The sequence below is a fragment of the Dictyobacter sp. Z7_2 genome, assembly GCF_057551105.1.
Genome location: NZ_BAAJPE010000002.1, coordinates 1,967,994 through 1,988,535 on the forward strand (window position 1 = coordinate 1,967,994; position 20,542 = coordinate 1,988,535).

A 20,542-nucleotide genomic window follows, 5' to 3' on the forward strand; every position below is an offset into this window, starting at 1 on the left:
GGCGACTGGAATATCGGTATAAAAAGAGTGTGCCAGAAAAGAACTTCTTTTTCTATCTCTCTAGGATATTTTTCTTTGCCTAACTGAGAAGTATTGGGCGCAAGACCACGGCGCTACGTCGGCTGGCCTGTCACCTCACAGCTTCACGGACCTATTTCGGATGTACATCTCCGATACGATATTGGTGTGATGACCTTTGACATAATACTACTTTTGGCGACGATACTCCAACGTCTCAATTCTGAAAAAGCGTGGCCAGACCTTTCACTCTTGTTTCCTGGCCCCAGATGGCCAGCATATCTTCATACAGCGTATAGATCTCGCTACAAGCCAGCTCACTATTAATCGCCTGCGCAGCACGTGTCGCGGCTTCCAGATATACACAGCTCTGAGTCATATTTCCCAGCACCAGCGAGGTATAGGCACGATATCTCAAAAACTCCGCACGCATACGTTCAGGGGGAGCAGGACGCATCTCATCCACCTGGGAAAAAGCCTCCCAGGCGAGGCGAGGCTGTCCCAACCTTAGAAAGACTAATCCCTGATAGAGATAAAGCAATGAGCGATCGCATTGCGCATACGCGATACATGCATCTTCTTCTGGCTTCAGCGGAAAAACGGCCATCGCCAACTTCAACAGTTGCAAAGCCTCCGCCTCGCGTCCCATCGTAGCCTGAATCTCGGCCAGGCCGGCAAAGATCCAGCTATGGAGCGTGGGAGAGATCAGGTCCGTGTTCGTATTGATGCAGTATAATGCATCGTTATAGGCATTCAAGGCTGAGCCAATACGTTTACGTGCGGAAAAGATGCTCGCCATCCGAATCTGAGCTGCGACATACACATTCCAATCCTTAGATAGCTGGCTATAGACGAGCGCCTGCGTGCCATTCGTCTGTGCGGAGACAAAATCGCCTCGTTGCAGATCAAGCAAAGCAATCAGTTGATAAACCTGAGACATCAAGCTGGCGGCCATCTTCTGCTCAGGACCAGGAGTAAGTGTAGGACGAGTCAGGCTCGTAATATATGCAGGCACCAGACGCTCCAGCTCGCGCTGTCCTCCGGACATATACGCCTGCCAGCATGAAGCCAATTCCTTTGACCAAGTGGCAAATGAGGAGATTAGATCTTGTTCCTCAATCTCGGAGAGATCCTCCTCCTCTATCTGCGACTCAGCCTCTGCCGGTTGCGCCATATGGGCGGGATTATGCTGTCCGGCGGTAAAACGCCTCCCGGACACGGCAGCTTCGACCTGAAGCGCAAATCCTAATTCAGGAGCCGACATGCCAAAAGCTTTGCACAGCGCATCAAGAGAGGAGGGGCGCGGTACCTGAGTTCCAGCTTCCCAGCGCATATAGGTATGATAACTGACTCCTATAAGCTCACTCACAAATTGAGCAGTCCAGCTTTTCTCGATGCGAGCAGATTTTAGCATCTCATTTTGTTTTTCCATATTTCCTCGCCCAGCACATATTCCTGCCGTTGTTGCTAGACGTCAACCGATGAGAGAGCAAGCAGAAACTGAGCGCAACTTGCATCCCATCAGATAATTGACCATCTATTATTTACTATAAAAACACACGAAAATACTGCCTTATTTCTCAAGACATCGCGTGACAAGAGAGCTCCAAAAAAGCTCCTATGTATGTGACGGCAAAAACGTCTGATTACAAAATTTTATCCAAATTCTTTACTTTTCTGCATCTGATCTCCTATCGGGAATGGCACGTTTTAGCTCTACATAAAGAGAGTCAGGATTGAAGCATTATCCGCTAACGGGAAGGAGCGGCAAAGATAAGAAATAACGGTGAGTTAAAAGGATTAGAGAGTAAATTATCTTGACATCCAGTGAGCTACTGATGTATTATCCACAAGTGAGGACTAGTGCCTCCTATTTGTAAGGATTAAGGGCGGTTGCTGAAATTGGTAGACAGGGCAGACTTAGGATCTGTTGGTGATGAACCGTAAGAGTTCGAGTCTCTTACCGCCCACTTACCAGATGTATTATAATAAGGTACGAATAAGATACGCAGTTATGCGGGAGTGGCTCAGTGGTAGAGCACTTCCTTGCCAAGGAAGATGTCGCGGGTTCGAATCCCGTCTCCCGCTCCAACTTATCTAGACGCAGAGCACTCGTAAGAGGGTTCTCTAAGGTAAGCGCAATCAGCAACCTGCATCAGACGTAGCTCGCAACGCGTTTGTAATGTATACAGATATGTTGGTCATTGTGGTATATGCAAACTTCTGCTGTGGGGTGGTCTATGGATAGTGGTTGCCTCCCGCGCTTCCCGCAGTCTTATTTCTCAATCCTGCAATTTCTTTGGTTCAGATAGATGAGAGAATGCTTCCGACAACGAAGAGTTCTGGATAAAAGAGAAATGCAGCTTCGCAAAAGATGTCTGTAATGTCGTTAACGGTATTACACATACAATAAAAAAACAACCTGTTGGAGGAAACGTGAAGGTCTCTGTAGAAAAGTTGCCAACGAGTGAAGCCATCCTGAGTGTAGATGTCACCTGGGATGAAATGCAAAAAGCTTCCGATAAGGCATACCGTAAATTAGTCAAAGAAGTAGATATACAGGGCTTCCGCCGTGGGAAGGCACCTCGCGCTATCCTGGAACGCCGCGTGGGAAAAGAATATATCTATCAAGAGGGCCTGGATGAACTGATCTCAGAGGCTTATCGGAATGCTCTGCAAGAAAATGATCTCACCCCCATCTCACAGCCTAAATTGGATGCCCCTGTCTTTGAGATGAATCAAGATTATCATTTCAGTCTCACTGTCCCGGTGGTGACACCTGTGACGTTACCTGATTACAAGTCTCTCCATTTCGACCGTGAAGAGGCAACCGTCTCTTCGGAAGAGGTTGAAGAGGAGCTGGAGAAAGTCCAGAAACAGATCGCTGAATGGGTAACAGTTGAGCGCCCGATCGAGTACGGAGATCGCATTAAAGCCGATCTCAAATTGACTTCGGGTGAGCAGCAGATCTCTGATCTGAAGGACAATACGTTCGAGATTACAGACGATCGCAAGGGCTTGTTTACCGGTCTGGATGAGCAGGTTCTCGGCTTAACAGCTGGCGAAAGCAAATCATTCACCACCACTATTCCTGAAGATTATAGCAACGAGAAGCTCGCCGGTAAAGAAGCGAACTACGAGGTTAAAGTCCTATCAGTAGAAGCCAGACCACTTCCCGCTTTAGATGATGATTTCGCGAAAAAAGTGAGTGATGATCAGTTTGATACGATCGAAGAGGTACGCAAAGCCATCGGTGATAATATCCTGGCGGAGAAGAAGCGCAAGATCGTCGAAGAGCTACGCGATACAGCCCTCAAAGCGGTGATCGAGCAGACCGAGTTCACCATTCATCCGCTCCTGATTGAGGAAGAAGTTCATGAGATGGAACATCAAATGGGCCATATGCTTGAACAGCAGCACCTCAACTTAGAGCAGTATCTGAAGATGACCAATAAAACTCATGAGCAGTATCATGAGGAGCTTCATCCAGAGGCCGAAGAGCGTGTCAAACGCCAGCTGGTGCTAACGCAACTCGCACAGGCCGAGCAGATAGCTGTTGGACCTGAAGAGATTGAAGCGCTCTTTAACGCGTACGAGCAGATGGGACAGGCACTTCCTCAAACAGAAGAGCAGATTCGTGCTCTGATGGCCAGCTATCAACGCGAGAAAACCCTCGCCCGCCTGGTTGAGTTAACGACTGATCCCGATCCCGATGCAGAAGATGATACAATTGATGAGGTAGTCGACGAAGAAGTAGCCATCGCAAATGCCGAGGCTGCTGTCCTTGCCGCTGAAACCGAGTTAGTTGAAAATGAGGCCGAGGTATCTGCAACCGCAACACCTCTACCTGACGACCAAACAGCCGAGACAGTAGAGTAGAAGTGCAACCATTGGGTGCAGTGTTGTACATGCAGGAAAGGTGACCGACGTGGCAAACTCTAAGAATATGCGTACGACATACCGATGCTCTTTTTGTGGCAAAAGCCAGGATCAAGTCCAGCGTTTAATCGCTGGCCCTGGCGGCGTCTACATCTGCGATGAGTGTATCGACCTCTGTCGAGAAATCATCGAAGAAGAGCAGGCCACAGTTGCCAAACCACGCCTTCAGACCGGCAAGCTCCCCACTCCGAAAAAGATATACGAACAACTCAGTCAGTATGTCATCGGACAGGAACGCGCGAAGAAGTCATTAGCTGTAGCGGTCTACAACCACTATAAGCGCGTGGGCGTGGGAATGCAGGTCGATGATGTCGAGCTGGGTAAAAGCAATATTTTGATGATTGGCCCTACGGGTAGTGGTAAGACACTCCTGGCCCAGACACTGGCCAAGGTGCTGGATGTTCCCTTCTGTATCGCTGACGCCACAGCCCTGACTGAGGCTGGCTATGTCGGTGAAGATGTAGAAAACATTCTGCTCCGTTTGATCCAGATGGCCGATTTCGATGTGGCTCGGGCAGAACGTGGCATTGTCTATATCGACGAGATTGACAAAATCTCACGTAAGTCGGATAATCCTTCGATTACACGCGATGTATCCGGCGAAGGTGTACAGCAGGCGCTCTTGAAGATCATTGAGGGCACTGTGGCAAATGTTCCCCCACAAGGTGGACGTAAACATCCTCATCAGGACTTCATCCAGATCAACACCGCAAATATCCTCTTTATCTGTGGCGGCGCCTTTGAGGGTCTGGAAAAGATCGTCGAGCAACGTTTGGGCAGCAACAAATCGATGGGCTTCCGCACAGCAGCCAAAGACGAAAAAGAGAAGAAGGATAGCAAAGAGAAGAAAGAGAAAGTGGAGAAAGTTGATGAGAAGGCCAGCACTGAGACTGTCCTGACACAACTTATCCCTGATGATCTGCTCAAATATGGCCTGATTCCTGAATTCGTTGGACGCTTACCCGTTGAGGTCGCTCTGGATAGTCTGGATAAAGAAGCTCTGATTCGTATCTTGACGGAACCCAAAAACGCTATCGTCAAACAGTATCAGAAGTTCCTGCAACTCGATCGTGTCGAGCTGGTTTTTAGTACCGATGCTTTAGAGGCCGCCGCCGAGAGAGCACTCAAGCAGAAAACTGGAGCTCGCGGCCTGCGCACAATCATTGAAGAAGTCTTGCTGGATATTATGTATGAGATACCTTCTCGTGCCGATGTCAAAAAAGTTGTTATTAATGGAGATGTAATCAGCTCGCATCACAAGCCGCTTCTGGTAACCCGCGGCGAAAGAAATACGGCCTATTCTGAAGATGAGTCTGCTTAATGCAGACTCATCTGCGCTTGTAGAGTAAAATCATCTCTGTGGTTGATCAGTTAGAAGATAGGTGGAAACCAATGAGTGAGCAAGAACGCCCTGATGTGGTACAAGATTTAAACGACGAGTATCCTCTTGTGGCGTTAAAAAGCATCGTTGCGTTTCCTCACAACCGTCAAGCTCTTCCCATCGCTCGTGAGAAAACCATCCGTGCTATCGAAGAAGCCATGATGTCTCCCAAGCACATCCTGGTCGCTGTCACGCAACGCAGCATCGAAATCGATGATCCGCAGCCGAAAGATCTCTATGAGGCGGCCACACTGATCGAGATTGTGACCACGCATCGCCAGCAAGATGGCAGCATGCAGGTACTCATCCGAGGCATCCAGCGCGTCACAATTGATGAGTTCGTGGACTTTGATCCATTTATTCGTGTTCACGTGACTGGCCTGATAGAATCCCAAACCACCGGACCACAAGCCGACGCGCTCGTACGACATACAACAAGCTTGTTTGAGCGTTTCGCACAACTCAACCGACGCTTCTCGGTTGAAGATATCAACTCCATCATCGCCCTCAAAACGCCTCCACTGCTATCGGATACGCTGGCTGCCCATGTCGTTACGGATATGGCGCAACAGCAAGATCTATTAGAAACCCTCGACCCGATGGCGCGTCTGGAAAAGATCTGCGTGATTATGGGCAATGAGATTGAAATCCTGGAGCTAGAATCGACCATCCGCAGTCGTGTGCGCTCACAGGTTGATCGCTCGCAAAAAGAATTTTATCTGCGCGAACAGCTGCGTGCCATCCAGGAAGAACTGGGGATGGAGACTTCCTCAGAGGCGGATGATTTACGCTCCAAGTTAGCTGAAAAGCAGCTCCCTCCGGATATCGCGCTCAGGATACGCAAAGAGATCGATCGCCTGGAACGCACACCAGCACAATCAGCAGAACTAACAGTGATGCGCTCCTATATCGATTGGGTACTGGCTCTCCCCTGGAATGAGCACAGTGAGGATGCCTTTGATATTGAAAGGGCACGTCAGATCCTGGATGAGGATCACTATGGGCTTGAAGGTATCAAAGAGCGTATTCTGGAGTTCCTGGCAGTACGCCAGTTACGCATTCAGGCAGCCAAACGGACAGGAAATCATAAGAACATCAACCAGGGTCAGATTCTTTGCTTGATTGGACCTCCCGGCGTCGGAAAAACTTCTCTGGGGCAATCAATTGCCAAAGCGTTGAACCGCAAATTTGCACGCATCTCGCTGGGAGGCGTCCACGATGAGGCTGAAATCCGTGGTCATCGCCGTACTTACGTCGGTGCGCTGCCAGGACGCATTATCCAGAGCATGAAGACGGTCGGTGTGCGTAATCCGGTCTTCTTATTAGATGAGATCGACAAGCTCTCATCCGAATATCGTGGCGATCCTGCGGCAGCCCTGCTTGAAGTACTTGATCCTGAACAAAATAGTTCTTTTACCGATCACTATCTCGAAATGCCTTTTGATCTTTCAGAAGTGTTTTTCATCTGCACGGGCAACATTAAATATCAGATCCCGCGTCCGCTGGCCGATCGCATGGACATCATCGAGCTCCCAGGCTACATGCAGGAAGAAAAGGTCAATATCGGACTGAGACATTTGATGCCCAAGGTGTTACATGAACACGGGCTCACTCAGGAACAGTTACGTATCCCACCCGGCGTGATGCAGCATATTGTCACCGAGTACACACGCGAAGCCGGTGTACGTAATCTCGAACGCCAGATAGCTAACATTTGCCGCAAAGCAGCACGACGTGTGCTTGAAAAACCTAATACGCACATACGCATCACCGCCCATAATCTAGAGCAGTATTTGGGCGCACCACGCTACAGTAATTCACCTCCTTTGATGCGCACTCAGATCGGGGCTGCGATGGGATTGGCCTGGACCGAAATGGGCGGCATTCTCTTGCCCGTTGAGGTCGTGACAATGGTGGGAAAAGGTGAGTTGATGGTGACTGGTCAATTAGGTGATGTAATGCGCGAATCGGCAATGGCGGCTCTCTCCTACATTCGTACACGTGCTGATGAATTACAGATAGATTCCAGCTTTCAGGACAATGTAGATCTACACATCCACCTACCAGAAAATGCCATTCCTAAAGATGGTCCATCGGCGGGCATTACAATCGCGACCGCGATTGTCTCGGCTCTTACCCATCGACCTGTTCGCAACGATCTGGCCATGACAGGTGAAGTCACTCTCCTGGGTAGTGTGCTGGCTATCGGTGGACTTAAAGAGAAGGTATTAGCCGCGCAACAAGCCAATATTCGCACGATTATCATTCCAGCCGCCAATCAAAAAGATTTACAGGAGATTCCAGCCAAGATTCGTCAACAGATCAATTTTATTCAGGTCGATAATATGGATCAGGTAATTGAGACGGCTCTGCTCGAAACTCCCAACGAGAATGAAAACCCGCGCCAGAACACGCATGGCACCCGACAAGAGGAGCGTGCAGCGGCTCTACCAGACCATCTTTCAGGAACAAAACCGCCTGCCAGCGACGAAAAAAATCCAGAAGATTCAGATACAATAGAACCATCAACATTCATCGTACCGTCACAGGAAAAATCACTGCACAACTTCTATTCCTCCGCGCATAGCAAGCGCGACGATAAAAGCATTGGATAAATGGCTTTCTGCTTCGTTACTATTACTGAAAGCATTTATTTTGAAGAGGTTGGGAAATTATTCCCCCTCTTCATATGCGACAGAAATGATCTTTCAAGTAAAAACACTTGCGCAGTGGCTTGATATTATCCATATTCATCTATTGTTCAGAATGGAGCCTTCGAAAGAAGTAGCAACCAGGCACCTATAGATAAACGTGTATAGAGCAGAGCTATGCGCTTATCAGTGCCAGATTAATAAGCAAAAGATACTACTGGCAAGCGTTTAACAAGAGAGAAGATCAAACAAGTAGTATTCATAACGTAAGAATCATATCTCAATTGAGAGAGGGTGGTATTATGAGCAATCAAGATCCAAATCAATATCCAGGTTCGGGACAATATGGTGGATACAATCCAAACCAGCAGCCTCAGCCAACTGATCCTTATGCTGGTCAACAATATGGTCAAGGCCAGGAAGGCGGCTATCAGCCAACGGAACGCGCAAATCCTGGTGCCAATCCCGGGGGTTATCAGCAACCAGGTGGCTACCAACAGCCAGGAGGTTATCAGCAACCAGGTTACGGTCAGCCTCCGTACGGACAGCAGAATCCCTATAACAACCAATTCAATGTTGGTGGTGGAACTCCTGGTTCAACCATGAACCTCGATCCTAAACTTGCCAGCGGACTAAGCTACCTATTTGGATGGATCTCAGGGCTGATCATCTTCTTGATGGAGAAACAGAACCGCCTGGTACGCTTCAATGCGATGCAATCTATCCTTTATACAGGCGCTTACACAGTAGTAAACATCGTTTTCCAAGTAGCAGAAGCGACGGTTCCTAACGCGTATGGAGCGATCGCTTGCGTATCAGGATTGGTAGGATTGGCCTTTTTTGTTGGCTGGGTCATTTGCCTCGTTAACGGATTTCAGGGTAAATACTTTAAGTTGCCTTACATCGGAGACCTGGCAGAGAAATATGCCAATCAAGGCACAACGACCACAACCACTCCCTACTAGGCTTCAAAATACATCTCTATGGATGCAGCTTACAGCCCACATGATAAGCCTGCATCCATAGAGATAGCTTTATGCATGCAGCGTCCCCATGACCAGTGTCGAGCGAAGCGAGGACACCGTAGCGTTGCGCCCTTGGGCACAATGTTCCACTCGACGCACGAAACTGCAGAATTTAGCCACACCACACCACACTAGCTTGCCGGATCGTACGAGTCACTGGGACATCGCACGCGAGCGTGCGACGCTACACGGTCTTCGCTGCGCTCGACCTCTTATGGGTGATGCTCATGAGTGTGAGAAGGCAATCCATATGTTTCTCCCAGACAGGCACGCAGGCAGTTCGGCCAGATGAGCCGCTTCTGTCCAAAGCCATACCCCACACGTTCGATAGCAATGGCCGGCGTCTCAAAACGAGCCAGCGTGGCAAGAATAGCGGCTCCTGTCGGCGTGACCAGTTCTCCCTCAACGGGAGCTGGTACCCAGGGGGCTTTAACTGAGCTGAGAATCTCCAGAGTTGCAGGCGCTGGCACTGGCATCAATCCATGGGCCATACGCAGATGTCCACGCGTCAAGGGCAGGGGAGAGGCATATAGGTGGGTAATACCCAGAGCTTCAATAGCGATCACATTGCCAACAATGTCTACAATAGCATCGATAGCTCCCACTTCGTGGAAATGAATTTCATCCAGAGTTACGCCATGGACAGCGGCCTCAGCCTCGCCCAGTGTATGAAAAATAGCACTGGCTCTCTCCTTTACAGAGGAGGAGAGTTGGGAAGAGGCAATCAAGATAGTGATATCCGTCAAACTGCGTGCAGGCTGATCCTGCTCGGTCAAGATGACCTCGAAACGAGATCCGGTAATACCCTGATCCTGATAAGCCGAAAGTTTGAGCTCGTATCCTTCAACAGGCAAAGCTCGCAGATCTGCTTGTAGACGTTCAAAGGAGAATCCCGCGTCGAGAAAAGCTCCAAGCAACATATCACCACTTACGCCAGAATGACAATCCAGATACGCTATTTTGTCCGACATGCTACGCCCACTTTTCTCTTTTCTCCTGCGCCATCTACAGAGGCACAAACATGATAAAAGGCTATCTATGAATAAAAAAAGACCTGATACTCAGAACTGAGTAACAGGTCACCACGCTATTGGAATGGAATAATGTTGCTCCGCTTAAAGCTCGCCACCACTTTTTGCTCGTGTATAACGACCATTTAGTTCTGTTTTCGTGCGAGAATAGAGCTCTCGGCCCTGAACCAGAGCCTCTTGTGCACGAGCCCGAATATCATCATTGAAGGAGCCTGTCGGAAGCTGAATACCCTGCTCGCTCAGTTGAGCACGTGTCGCTTCACCCGACTGGGGAGCCAATAGTAAACCCGCTCCAATTCCCAGCGCGAAACCCAGGAATAAGCCTACAAAGAACTTCATAACGCGATACCTCTCTCTTTTTTATAGTATACCGAATAAAAAAACAACTAACAATAATTGCCCCTCTCAAGATACACGTATCAATGCTTTGATATGGCAGATAGTGCATTGAGAAGGATTAAAAATAGCTCTCTTAAAACATACGTATCATATAGAAGATCAGTTTTATGCATGACCCGAATGTGCCAACAATTCCTCTACTTTATCCAGCAGGGCTGTGAGCTCAAAAGGTTTACGTAATAAGTGGACATCGTTATAAAAATCTGGACGGCTCTCGATAGAGCGAGACACTTCTTCAGCCTCAAGAACCGCAGCAGTATATACAATCACAGGAATATCAGCAGTGGTAGAGTCATCTTTTATCAGCTTGAGCACATCTAGCCCCGACATATCCCCTAGTTTCAGATCAAGAATCAGCAAGTCAGGGACCATACTCTTCACGGTCATGAAAGCATCTTTTCCCTCTTGCAAAATCGAAACCTGATACTGCTCATCTTCCAGTACACGACGCATCAGATGAAGCAGCTCATTTCTATCATCGACAACAAGTATGCGTTTTGTCACATGCAATCGGTACCACATATCCGCGCAACTGCCCGGTGGCACCGCCTCCTGTTATTACTGCCACATTATGTTACGTAGCCCCGCCCATGTCGCCTGGATTACGCAACAGCATCTCATTATTAAACCTTACGAATAAGTGTATCACGCTACAGGTTGTCAAAACAAGAACAATAGCATATTTTACCTAGATCGCACAAAGACTGTAGCAGTAGAAAAACTAGCACCTAAATTCCACCGCGAACCCTACATAAAGAACGTCGACAGTGCCTATTCTGATGCAAATAATAGATGGGTACCCACCTGCAAAGATGCAGGATTTCCTCCTGAGGTATAAAAAAAGCTACATCTGAACTTCATAGCACTTGTGACGAAGGCACAAGTACCGACCTGCACTTGAAGTGACACGATAACAGGTCGAAAGCCAGTGTAGCAATCAAGGTGAGCGTGGTGGGGCTCGAACCCACGGCAACCCGATTAAAAGTCGGATACTCTACCACTGAGTTACACGCTCGTATGTGTTTAACGTTGCCTATTATACATGGTTCGTAGAGTGAACGCAAGGGGGTTAGGGCTGAATTTTGGCTTTCCTGGCCCGTTCCCACAAAATGTATCATAACGGACATCTCTTTTTACTTTTTTTATCGAATATTTTGTATCTAAATAAATTCCGCTAAAAATCATATTGACAAGTTTATTCGAGAGTGCTATGATAAGCCACGTTAAAGCAAAGCGCCTGTATGTGCAGGCGAACCGGTGATTCTAGCGTTGAGGCCACACCCGTTCCCATCCCGAACACGGTAGTTAAGCTCTTCAGCCCTGATGATACTACGTGGGCAACTGCGTGGGAAAATAAGACATCGCCGTTTCGCCTGCCCACATAGGCAACGCTTCTGCGGGAGTGGCTCAGTGGTAGAGCACTTCCTTGCCAAGGAAGATGTCGCGGGTTCGAATCCCGTCTCCCGCTCCAGACGCTGTCTATCAGAACAGCGTCTTTTTTTATGCGTTAACGCAGCATAGTAGATATACGTGCTCCTCAGTCTGGCCCACCTCTCAATAACAGGACTTGTGGGTATAGGTCCTGATTACCTGTTTCGCCATTCTGGCTTATACGTCAAGATGTGTCATACCTCCTTATAATTCACCTGGATAATTCATTCTGTGTGAGAAGGCAACTGATATTTCTATATATCAGCTTGTAATATACTTTTATCTATATTATACTTGATCCAGATTTATAGACTATCTACGGCCATAGTTCTTGTCCATTTCTCTGGAACCAAGAACGTGTATAGATCGTGCTACATATATCCAAACATGCAAGGAACCAGGCCGCTGTCCAGATCCACTTCCATAGATTCTGCGTCTACAGCACCACAGAAATCTACTCATGACGATGTGTAAATTATGAAAAAAGATTATAAATCCTATGACAATCTCAATGAGATAAAGGTGGATAGTACCATGAAGACTGGGAGCGAGCAGCTCTGGTATACCTGGTCGACCTGGGGCACCGGGAATCCGGGTTTTCAGGTTCGTGCTGCTTCCCCCGGCCTGCTAGAGGATCAGAATGCGGTCAACAGACAAAGTGATCGCATGCAAGAGCTCCTCCAACATGTCACATACATGCTTCCACAGAACATCAAAGACTCATCGACCCTTCCCTCCCAGAAGGCACCGGTCTCTCTCGCGTATGTGAAAGCCGGGCAGGAATATATTCTCGTCCATAAAAACTATGTCGAACCTGCTGGTGAGAGCAGGCCGGGCGCCTTCTTCACTCACCTCATCGCTGATCTACCAGCCATTTCCACCCTGGGAGGCTCACAACCATTTACGGCTCGTGAGGCGATTACTTTCTGGGAGGCTGGCTACTGGAAAACCTCAGATGAGCTTGAACCTCAGCAGCAACAGCTACCATATGTCCTCTTCCCCTCGCTGCAAGAACCTGACACGCTCAGCAATGATTGCGATAGGATGCGCAATGGATCTCTCAGCCGCGATGATCTCATGCAATTGCCACGAGAGCAGCTAGAGTTTATATTGCGGGCTTTCCTCATGCGCCAGCCTGAACAGCGTATCTATATTGCCGCCGATCCAGAGATTGTTGCCCGACTCATCTGGGGGCTGGCACATAGCCTGCCGCGGACGCTTGATATCTTCAAGGAGATGACGTTCAGTACGTACGAGCGCATTGCAGGAGAGCGTACCGTTCCTCTCTATGGTTATAAAAGGGACGGCAGATACTATCCAACCATCACCGGTACATGCTGGCCCGCCGATCAATCCAGCGAGCTCCCAATTTCTTATTATCAGGATCAAGGAGTGCATGGCTACGCGCTCAATTGTTATACAGGCCGCTCCACGCCACTGATGCCGGAAAACGTCATCTCTCGTTTTGTCCTCTTCGCCACCGATTGCCTGCTCGACGAGAACGATCATAGCTATAGAGAGCTCGCAGAGCTGCTCAGGCAGGCTGAGGCAGAGCAGTGTCGTGATCTGGATCACTTCATGCGCATCTACATATCGCATCAGGAGACGCTCTCGCAGAACGATGTCCAGGAGCTGATACAGATAGTTAAGCTGCGCCTGGATAATATCGTAGACGAAGAGAAGATGCTATTAGCTGATCTCAACAGGCTCAGACGTAATAATGTCCAGCGTTCCATCATGCATTGGATTGCGAAAAATCGGAGCTGGTGGGAATATACCTGTCGGCATGAACTGGCAGCCTTTTTTGCGTGCCTTGAAAAGTATGATAATTATCCACTGCCATTAAATATCCAGCAAGTGATCGATACGCTACAGGAAGTGGTGACAAACCTGGGAACACTGGTCGCTCTGCAAGTCAATGAAGCGATCAGCACCAACCATACAGACTCGATGTATTTCTGGATGGATATGCTCGACCTGACAGCGCCGCTGCGTCAATGTGCTCCTGTCTGGCTCGCTCTGATCAGAGGCTTCAGCGCCGAAGATCTGAACCAGCCTGTATTTCAGCGCTGGTGGCAGGTTAAGGGAGAAAACATCTTCTCCATTATCCATCAAACGCTGCAACTACAAACAAACCACAATCCCACCACGGCTCTTACCCCTTTTGGCAAAAATATCGCCGACAAAATCCACGAAGCCATCCAGAACAACGATCGTTGGGCCATCGACGATTGGCAGGATAAACTCACAAAAGTTGCCTCTCCCAGAGAAGAGCCCAATGCCTGGCTTTATCTATTTCAAAAAATGGTGACCACAACCTATAATCCTCTTTACTGGGAATGGTGGAATGCCTACGGGAAGCCAAAAGCAGAAGAACTCAACATGCTGGGGAAGCAAAACGAGATTATCGCGGAGAGTCTCTATCAAATAGGAGACTTGCTGGTTAAAAATATTGTCACGCTGATCCAGCAAGAAGATACACAAAGAGGCATGCAATCGTCTCCTAACTGGCCAGTCTGGTCGATCTGGAACGAGATGCTCTCGACATTGGTAGCGCTCACAGCAACGCAGATCGGAGCCTGCAAAGTCTGGCTCAATCTGTGGGGACACCTCTGGCCTTATATTTTTACTCTTACCTATGAACAGTGGTGGCAGCGTCAGGGATCAGAAAATTCGCTGATTATCCGCCAGTGTGCTGAGACCTATCCCGATAGCGAGGTAGCTCAGAACGTTGCAGACTTTATTTTTGAATCCATTCTGCCTCTCACATACAGCCAGATCAATGCAATGCTCGATCTGACCGAGGATCAGAATCCACAAGATGCCAGAAATAACCTCTTTCTTTTATTGCGTGTCCTTGTTCACACCGTTCCACAGCCCTATCAAGAGATCGTGTGGATCGATACAAACGGTGGCTTGCTTGAATACCTAACTCAGACGATCCATATCACCACGGTTGATGAGATTTATTCGTGGGAGATCCATCGGACATTGTTGGAAGCATGGGCACAAGTAGAAGCTATCCATACACATAGCTCCATCTATCCCTGGCTCGCCGTCTCCTGGGGCACCATTGGACGCTTGATCACGAACGAGAATCTCCCAGCATTCTGGCATACAATCGCAGTCGAGAATATCTTAATCACGCCAGTAACGATGGAAGCATCACAACTCAAGCAATTGCTGGCGAGTAGTCAGGCATGGAATATATTTGAGGCAGTCCTTCAGAGCTATGTCGAGAACGCTGATACAGCGCAGATCGCGGTACAATTCTTTCACTATTTGATAGAGATCGCCGATCCCCATAAATCTCAGCTCCTGGGTAGCCTATTGCTGGCAGGTCGCCAGCAACCCGAAATTGTACAGGAGCTCTTGCAGCTGGCGCAATTATCATCGGAAGAGATCGCAGCATTCCTTGAAAATGACTGCCTGGAGATGATCCAGCAGCCAGATTGGCCCGAAGCATTCACGCCGTTAATCGAGGTGTATCTCTCCGATTTTGATGCCAGACGCTTGAGCAAGCCAATTACGCAGACCTTCTTACGTCACCTACAAACAAGAAATCAGAATGTCGAGCTCGCGTTGACGGATAATCTGGCTCGCTATGTGGATGCCTGGCTATATGTCGGAGAGCTTGTCCTGGAGCCTCTCACAGGTAAACAGTGGACACGACAAGCCTATACCCATCTACAACATCTGATCGCACTTCAGAGTGAGACACGCATCCGCTTAACCGAACTCATCGTTCCCATACTGCTACCGCACGTCTCCAGCGAGATGGACCTGACACGCTTGCTTGATAATTTAGGTCAGATTTTAACGGGCATCACACAGGATAAGGCCGAAGAGGATATCAACACTGGCTTTTTGCTCAATATCGTCCCTTATATCAATAAATATTATCAGCAACAGCGCCAATTGACCTACCTGATGCCCTATATAAAAATCGCGCTCGAACAGGCTCAAGAGTTGCTACCACCTCATAATGAAGCCTTTTTGGATCGCTTTTTGCAGCAGTTGGTCGCAGATACAGATCAGGATGCGTATAATATAATCTCCAGGCAGACAGAGCTATGGTATCCCATGCTACGCGAACAGTGGGATAGCTTCGTACAGAGGCAACAGGCACTCAATACGACCACGATTTTGAAGCGGTTCAAGCAGGCGCTTAAATCCGGCGATGTCGTTATGATTACGCAAACGTATCAAAATGTGCTCAAAGAAGTGCAATATCCAGGCACACATATCAATCAGCAGGAAAGAGAGATTGCTCTGCTGGCAGGAGATGTCGTAAGTAGCCACGCTCTACAGGACCATGCCGCGTTAAGGCAAGCCCATCAAGAGATCCAGCAATCGGTTTATAAAAATCTGATCAAATATCCAACGGAGATTAAGCAAAGCCTGCTTAATCAACCAAGGATCACTAGACCTGAACAAAATGCGAAGGCCACCCGTCCACTACGTCCTTCACGGGACTCAATCATCCTCTCGAATCGAGCGACCCCTCTCAACGGAGAAGCCAGCAGAGGATTTGAGCAAGCAGTGACAGAAACTAATCCACGCACAAGTATCGGAACGGTACAGGCAAAATCCATCATGCTTGAGCAGCTGAACAAAGTCAACGCATTGAAGAAGCTCTATATTGACTTTCAACTGAGTACCATCGACACAAAAATCAAGAATGCTCCCTGGAACAGCAAAGATAAGATTTACTATAAGAAAAGCAAAAAAGATTGGCAGGATTGGCAGCACCAAACTGATCAATTCTTGCGCCAAAAATCACTTGACGACCTCGTCGATAACGTCTTCATTAATTCCGGCATCGAAGTAAGGATCAAGCAAGGCCAGTGCAGTATCGAGGAGTTTTCGCTGGAACCACGAATACTGGAACAATTTAGCCAGTATCAACCAGAGAAATATCAGGAGATCGTCGAAAAACACGGATTTTCAGAGACCGATATTAAGCAGGCCCTCAGGATCTTTCGACGCCGCGAACGCTTCGCTGAACGTCTGCTCAAGGAGCACCAGGATCTGGATAGCTGGTTAGAAGAGCGCAAAAAGCTGCATAAAGACCAGATAAAAATTGAATTTGGTTGGTAAGCAATGCTTGATTGCTTACCAACCGCTCTCCTCAGCCAGGAAGCGTATCGTGAGCAAGCTACCAGGTGCGCATGACATTACTGCTCAGGATTTCTTTTGGCCAGAGGCAGTTTAAGGACCACGGTCGTTGATTGTTGCGGAACACTGGTGACAGTAAGTGATCCCCCATGAGAGATAGCGATCCCACGCGCAATCGAGAGCCCTAATCCTGTTCCTCCCGCCTCGCGTGACCGAGCCTTATCCACACGATAGAAACGTTCTCCCAGATACGGCAGGTGCTCAGAAGCGATACCGATACCGGTGTCACGCACCTCCAGGATAGCTTGTCCTGCTTCTATCGCCGTACGCACCATGACAGAACCATCAGGCCGATTATATTTGATCGCGTTGTCGAGCAAGACTAAGACCGCCTGATCCAGTAGCTTGGGATCGCCAATGATCGATGCGTCATGCTCGATATTCATCTGTATAGAGACCGACGCCTCATCGGCCAGAGCCTGTACTCTGCGAACACCAGCACGAGCGACCTCTGCCAGGTTGATAACTTCGTGCTCCTGATGAGTATCCATTGTGCTATCCAGGCGAGCAAGCGTCAACAAGTTGCTCGCGATGGTCGTCATATGATTCGCTTCGGCAACGATGTCCTCCAGGAGAAAAGCATCTTCAACATCCATATGTGCACGACCACGCAACAGCACCTCCGCATCGGCACGCAGCAGCGTCAACGGAGTGCGAAGCTCATGAGAGGCATCACCAATAAAGCGCTGCTGGTTGACCCAGGCCAGACGCGCTGGCGCCAGAGCACGATTGGCCAGAAATAAGCCTCCCAAAGCAGAAATAAGCAAGGTGGCTCCGCCCACCGAGAGCAAAAGGGTCAATAACAGAGATATCTCATCCTGTTGGCTCTGAACATTCTCACCAACCAACACGACACCCTTAATCCCGTGTCCCTGGGGATTTTGTACGACTAAGGCGTAGAGATATAGCGTCCCCACAGTGCTTCCCTCGTTGACACAATCGGTAGCCATACCCTGTTGAAGAGCCTTCTGCACCAGATCAGATTTAAGAAAGACTTCTGGAATAGATGCATCCAATCCCTGACGCATGACAGCGCCATATGGATCAAAGCACGCCATCATCATATTATTTTTCATTGTGTAGCCACCACCATTAGCCTCCGGAGGACCCTGGGGATTGCCTTCATCCTGATAACAGCTGGTATACGAGGAGGATTGCCATTGTTTGGCCTGCTCATGCGCACGCATGGATACCTCGTTCTGTGCAGGTATAAGAATATAATGTTGCGCAAAAAAATAGAGAGTCACACCGAAAAACAGCAAAGCGGCTCCCAGGACTCCACAGTACCAGAGGGTTAAGCGGATACGCAATCCCTGGAACAATGCCGCCCCTGGCTCACGAGCGAGAAGGCTCTTCCGACGCTGAAAAGGCCACCAGATAGCTCGCATTTTGTTCATACAGCTCTTCCTCTGTGCCTAGATTTCATATAGTTATGCTTCAATCTTGTAGCCGACACTGCGTACCGTTTTGATCAAGCGCGGCGAGAAACCTTGATCGATCTTGTCGCGCAGATAGTGGATATAGATATCCACGACATTCGAAAGCGCATCAATGTCATAGCGCCAGACAGCATCCACAATCTGCGTACGCGTAAGCACGCGCCCCGGATGACGCATCAGATATTCGAGCAGGGCAAATTCTTTTGCGGTTAACTCGATAAGCTTTCCGGCACGAGAGGCCTCATGCCGATCCAGGTCAAGCGATAAATCGCCAACAATGAGTTGACGCCGTTCGTCAAAGCGGCGGTCACGACGACGGAGCAGAGCTTCAATACGTGCCAGCAGTTCCTCCATCGCAAAGGGCTTGATCAGATAATCATCCGCTCCAACTTTGAGACCTGTCACACGATCCTCGACGGCGCTGCGAGCGGTGAGCATCAGCACGGGCGACACCACACTCGCTTGACGCATCTGCCGACATACCTCAATGCCATCGAGCAACGGAAGCATCACATCAAGAATCACTGTATCGTAGGTATCACTGAGCGCAAGATCCAGACCGGCTTTGCCATCATACGCCAGGTCAACCATGTGACGCTCCTCCAGTAAAACTCGCCGCAACAAAAATGCCAGGCGTTGCTCATCCTCAACTACCAGGATATGCATACTCGCTTCCTTTTATCGTACTAACAAACATTCTGCTCCTACTATGATAGCTCAAATCAGCACAAAAATGATCATCCGCTATTTTGTATACGACTGACAAAGTTCCTATGGGAGAGATTTATCCTCTCCCTTGCTTCAAGACAGGTGCTGGCTGAAGCACACGATTACGCGCACGCACTGCTGTAATGATTCTTACCAGCAGTAAGATGGCTACAATCGCTGTGCCACCCACGTACAGTGCAACAACCCAGGCTGTATGAGCATCAGTTCCAGTGAGTATCACATGGATCAGAATAAAGGCATAGACGAGCAAGGTAAAGTAGTGAATACGACGCCATCCAAGATAGCCAATTTTGGGACGCAGCCAGACACTGGCACTAATAGCCAGCCCCAGATACAATCCAACAATGCCCAACGCCATACCCAGCGGACGATAGCTCGAGGCAAAGGGGATGAAGATCGCAGCCCAGCCAAAGCGCGTAAAAGGATCTATCCAGACGCTCAGGACGTGGATGACGACGAAGATGATCGAGAGCAGACTGAGGAAGTTATGCATTTCGTTATTGATCAAGCGTGGCCACCATCTGGGGGATTGCCACTTGAGGCTGAGCGTCAAACCCACAATTACCCCTAGCGTACCAAGCAGATAAGCTGTCAGACCGCTCGCTCGTGCAGTATCCCAGACAATCGAATACCATACATTCATTATTATCACACTCTCTCTATTAAGAACTTTGAGTGCTCGTGACAGGTGACTGCGAGGAGTTACCTGATCCAAAGCCATAGCCGCTCAACGGTGTACTGGTAGCCGTCGGTGTCGGAGTTGGAGTGCTTGTCGCCGCTGCGGTCGGTGTTGATCCGCTGGTCACTGTCGGAGTCGCAATACTCGTCGCTACCGGTATCGTTACTTTATTTGTAGATTGAGCCGTCGTTGTGGGAGCATGCCTCATGATGACAATACCCATGGTGCCAAAAGAGAGAAATGAAGCTGCCACAACACCTTTCTTCAGACGCGCAATCAGCGTTAACGCTTTTGCTTTAGGCATACGCGGCGGTGCCTTTTGGGCTGGCCGTTTGTCTGGGACATTTTGTGCGGGCAATCCCGGTATTCTAGAGGCCGAGGATGGCTGCCGTTGCACAGATGCAGATGGTACAGGACGCTGCTTATATGGTTCATTGGGCAAGACTATTGGTCTCAGTTTTTGTGGGGGGCGAGATTTTTTATATTGATCAGCTGGATCAGAGTAACTCATATAACATGCTCCTCTTATTTATGGATCATAAGGCTTTTTTTCTCATATATCGGTTTCGCGTAGAGGTTTACCCCCGACATCAATAAAGATAGCACCACTTCATTGCAGAAACATTGGAAGTTTATGAGAAA

At 48.8% G+C, this 20,542-nt stretch carries 13 protein-coding genes, 4 tRNA genes and 1 rRNA gene; 9 read left to right on the top strand and 9 right to left on the bottom strand.

From position 1 onward, the window contains the following. Positions 1-235: 235 nt before the first annotated feature. Positions 236-1,450 carry a helix-turn-helix domain-containing protein gene (locus tag AC27N8_RS21775; RefSeq protein ID WP_487069504.1) on the bottom strand — a complete coding sequence of 405 codons (1,215 nt, stop codon included), beginning with the start codon at positions 1,448-1,450 and terminating at the stop codon, positions 236-238. A gap of 455 nt (positions 1,451-1,905) precedes the next feature. On the opposite strand from AC27N8_RS21775, the gene AC27N8_RS21780 reads away from it, so the two are divergent. From AC27N8_RS21780 to AC27N8_RS21805, 6 genes are all read left to right on the top strand, one after another. After that, positions 1,906-1,988 (top strand) — tRNA-Leu (locus AC27N8_RS21780). A gap of 46 nt (positions 1,989-2,034) precedes the next feature. Further along, a tRNA-Gly gene (locus AC27N8_RS21785) sits at positions 2,035-2,109 on the top strand. 345 nt (positions 2,110-2,454) lie between these two features. Continuing rightward, positions 2,455-3,897: a trigger factor gene (gene tig / locus AC27N8_RS21790; RefSeq protein ID WP_487069505.1), complete on the top strand. Its 1,443-nt coding sequence runs from the start codon at positions 2,455-2,457 to the stop codon at positions 3,895-3,897. Positions 3,898-3,946: 49 nt separating this feature from the next. After that, complete coding sequence (gene clpX / locus AC27N8_RS21795) at positions 3,947-5,278, top strand: ATP-dependent Clp protease ATP-binding subunit ClpX (protein ID WP_487069506.1); 1,332 nt, start codon at positions 3,947-3,949, stop codon at positions 5,276-5,278. A 71-nt stretch (positions 5,279-5,349) separates the two neighbouring features. Continuing rightward, complete coding sequence (lon, locus tag AC27N8_RS21800) at positions 5,350-7,953, top strand: endopeptidase La (RefSeq protein ID WP_487069507.1); 2,604 nt, start codon at positions 5,350-5,352, stop codon at positions 7,951-7,953. A gap of 338 nt (positions 7,954-8,291) precedes the next feature. Beyond that, positions 8,292-8,954, top strand: coding sequence for a DUF4870 domain-containing protein (locus AC27N8_RS21805; protein WP_487069508.1), 663 nt, complete (start codon positions 8,292-8,294; stop codon positions 8,952-8,954). Between the two features lie 272 nt (positions 8,955-9,226). Here the strand turns inward: AC27N8_RS21805 and larC are convergent, their stop codons facing one another. The 4 genes from larC to AC27N8_RS21825 form a co-directional block, all read right to left on the bottom strand. Then, the gene (larC, locus tag AC27N8_RS21810; RefSeq protein ID WP_487069509.1) at positions 9,227-9,985 is read right to left on the bottom strand and encodes a nickel pincer cofactor biosynthesis protein LarC; all 759 of its coding nucleotides are present in this window, start codon (positions 9,983-9,985) and stop codon (positions 9,227-9,229) included. Positions 9,986-10,129: 144 nt separating this feature from the next. Then, positions 10,130-10,384 carry a YtxH domain-containing protein gene (locus tag AC27N8_RS21815; protein ID WP_487069510.1) on the bottom strand — a complete coding sequence of 85 codons (255 nt, stop codon included), beginning with the start codon at positions 10,382-10,384 and terminating at the stop codon, positions 10,130-10,132. Positions 10,385-10,549: 165 nt separating this feature from the next. After that, on the bottom strand, positions 10,550-10,948 hold the full coding sequence (locus tag AC27N8_RS21820) for a response regulator (protein ID WP_487069511.1): 399 nt from the start codon (positions 10,946-10,948) through the stop codon (positions 10,550-10,552). Between the two features lie 439 nt (positions 10,949-11,387). Continuing rightward, positions 11,388-11,459 (bottom strand) — tRNA-Lys (locus AC27N8_RS21825). A gap of 238 nt (positions 11,460-11,697) precedes the next feature. On the opposite strand from AC27N8_RS21825, the gene rrf reads away from it, so the two are divergent. The 3 genes from rrf (at position 11,698) to AC27N8_RS21840 (ending at position 16,975) form a co-directional block, all read left to right on the top strand. Beyond that, a 5S ribosomal RNA gene (gene rrf, locus AC27N8_RS21830) occupies positions 11,698-11,814 on the top strand. A 26-nt stretch (positions 11,815-11,840) separates the two neighbouring features. After that, a tRNA-Gly gene (locus AC27N8_RS21835) sits at positions 11,841-11,915 on the top strand. A gap of 494 nt (positions 11,916-12,409) precedes the next feature. Next, positions 12,410-16,975 carry a GAP1-N2 domain-containing protein gene (locus AC27N8_RS21840; protein ID WP_487069512.1) on the top strand — a complete coding sequence of 1,522 codons (4,566 nt, stop codon included), beginning with the start codon at positions 12,410-12,412 and terminating at the stop codon, positions 16,973-16,975. A gap of 77 nt (positions 16,976-17,052) precedes the next feature. Here AC27N8_RS21840 and AC27N8_RS21845 read toward each other — a convergent pair whose 3' ends face one another. The 4 genes from AC27N8_RS21845 to AC27N8_RS21860 all read right to left on the bottom strand — a co-directional run bounded on the left by AC27N8_RS21845 (position 17,053) and on the right by AC27N8_RS21860 (position 20,411). Further along, positions 17,053-18,450 carry a sensor histidine kinase gene (locus tag AC27N8_RS21845; RefSeq protein ID WP_487069513.1) on the bottom strand — a complete coding sequence of 466 codons (1,398 nt, stop codon included), beginning with the start codon at positions 18,448-18,450 and terminating at the stop codon, positions 17,053-17,055. Between the two features lie 33 nt (positions 18,451-18,483). Then, positions 18,484-19,158: a response regulator transcription factor gene (locus AC27N8_RS21850; protein ID WP_487069514.1), complete on the bottom strand. Its 675-nt coding sequence runs from the start codon at positions 19,156-19,158 to the stop codon at positions 18,484-18,486. Positions 19,159-19,276: 118 nt separating this feature from the next. Next, positions 19,277-19,864 (bottom strand): iron reductase, encoded by a 588-nt coding sequence (locus tag AC27N8_RS21855; protein ID WP_487069515.1) that lies wholly within the window; start codon positions 19,862-19,864, stop codon positions 19,277-19,279. Between the two features lie 19 nt (positions 19,865-19,883). Beyond that, on the bottom strand, positions 19,884-20,411 hold the full coding sequence (locus AC27N8_RS21860) for a hypothetical protein (RefSeq protein WP_487069516.1): 528 nt from the start codon (positions 20,409-20,411) through the stop codon (positions 19,884-19,886). Positions 20,412-20,542: the final 131 nt, after the last annotated feature.

Bases quoted from the DNA above. Each gene is read 5' to 3' on its own strand.
- AC27N8_RS21775 (WP_487069504.1), bottom strand. From the start codon at position 1,450: ATGGAAAAACAAAATGAGATGCTAAAATCTGCTCGCATCGAGAAAAGC.
- lon (WP_487069507.1), top strand. From the start codon at position 5,350: ATGAGTGAGCAAGAACGCCCTGATGTGGTACAAGATTTAAACGACGAG.
- AC27N8_RS21805 (WP_487069508.1), top strand. From the start codon at position 8,292: ATGAGCAATCAAGATCCAAATCAATATCCAGGTTCGGGACAATATGGT.
- larC (WP_487069509.1), bottom strand. From the start codon at position 9,985: ATGTCGGACAAAATAGCGTATCTGGATTGTCATTCTGGCGTAAGTGGT.
- AC27N8_RS21815 (WP_487069510.1), bottom strand. From the start codon at position 10,384: ATGAAGTTCTTTGTAGGCTTATTCCTGGGTTTCGCGCTGGGAATTGGA.
- AC27N8_RS21840 (WP_487069512.1), top strand. From the start codon at position 12,410: ATGAAGACTGGGAGCGAGCAGCTCTGGTATACCTGGTCGACCTGGGGC.
- AC27N8_RS21845 (WP_487069513.1), bottom strand. From the start codon at position 18,450: ATGAACAAAATGCGAGCTATCTGGTGGCCTTTTCAGCGTCGGAAGAGC.
- AC27N8_RS21850 (WP_487069514.1), bottom strand. From the start codon at position 19,158: ATGCATATCCTGGTAGTTGAGGATGAGCAACGCCTGGCATTTTTGTTG.
- AC27N8_RS21855 (WP_487069515.1), bottom strand. From the start codon at position 19,864: ATGAATGTATGGTATTCGATTGTCTGGGATACTGCACGAGCGAGCGGT.
- AC27N8_RS21860 (WP_487069516.1), bottom strand. From the start codon at position 20,411: ATGAGTTACTCTGATCCAGCTGATCAATATAAAAAATCTCGCCCCCCA.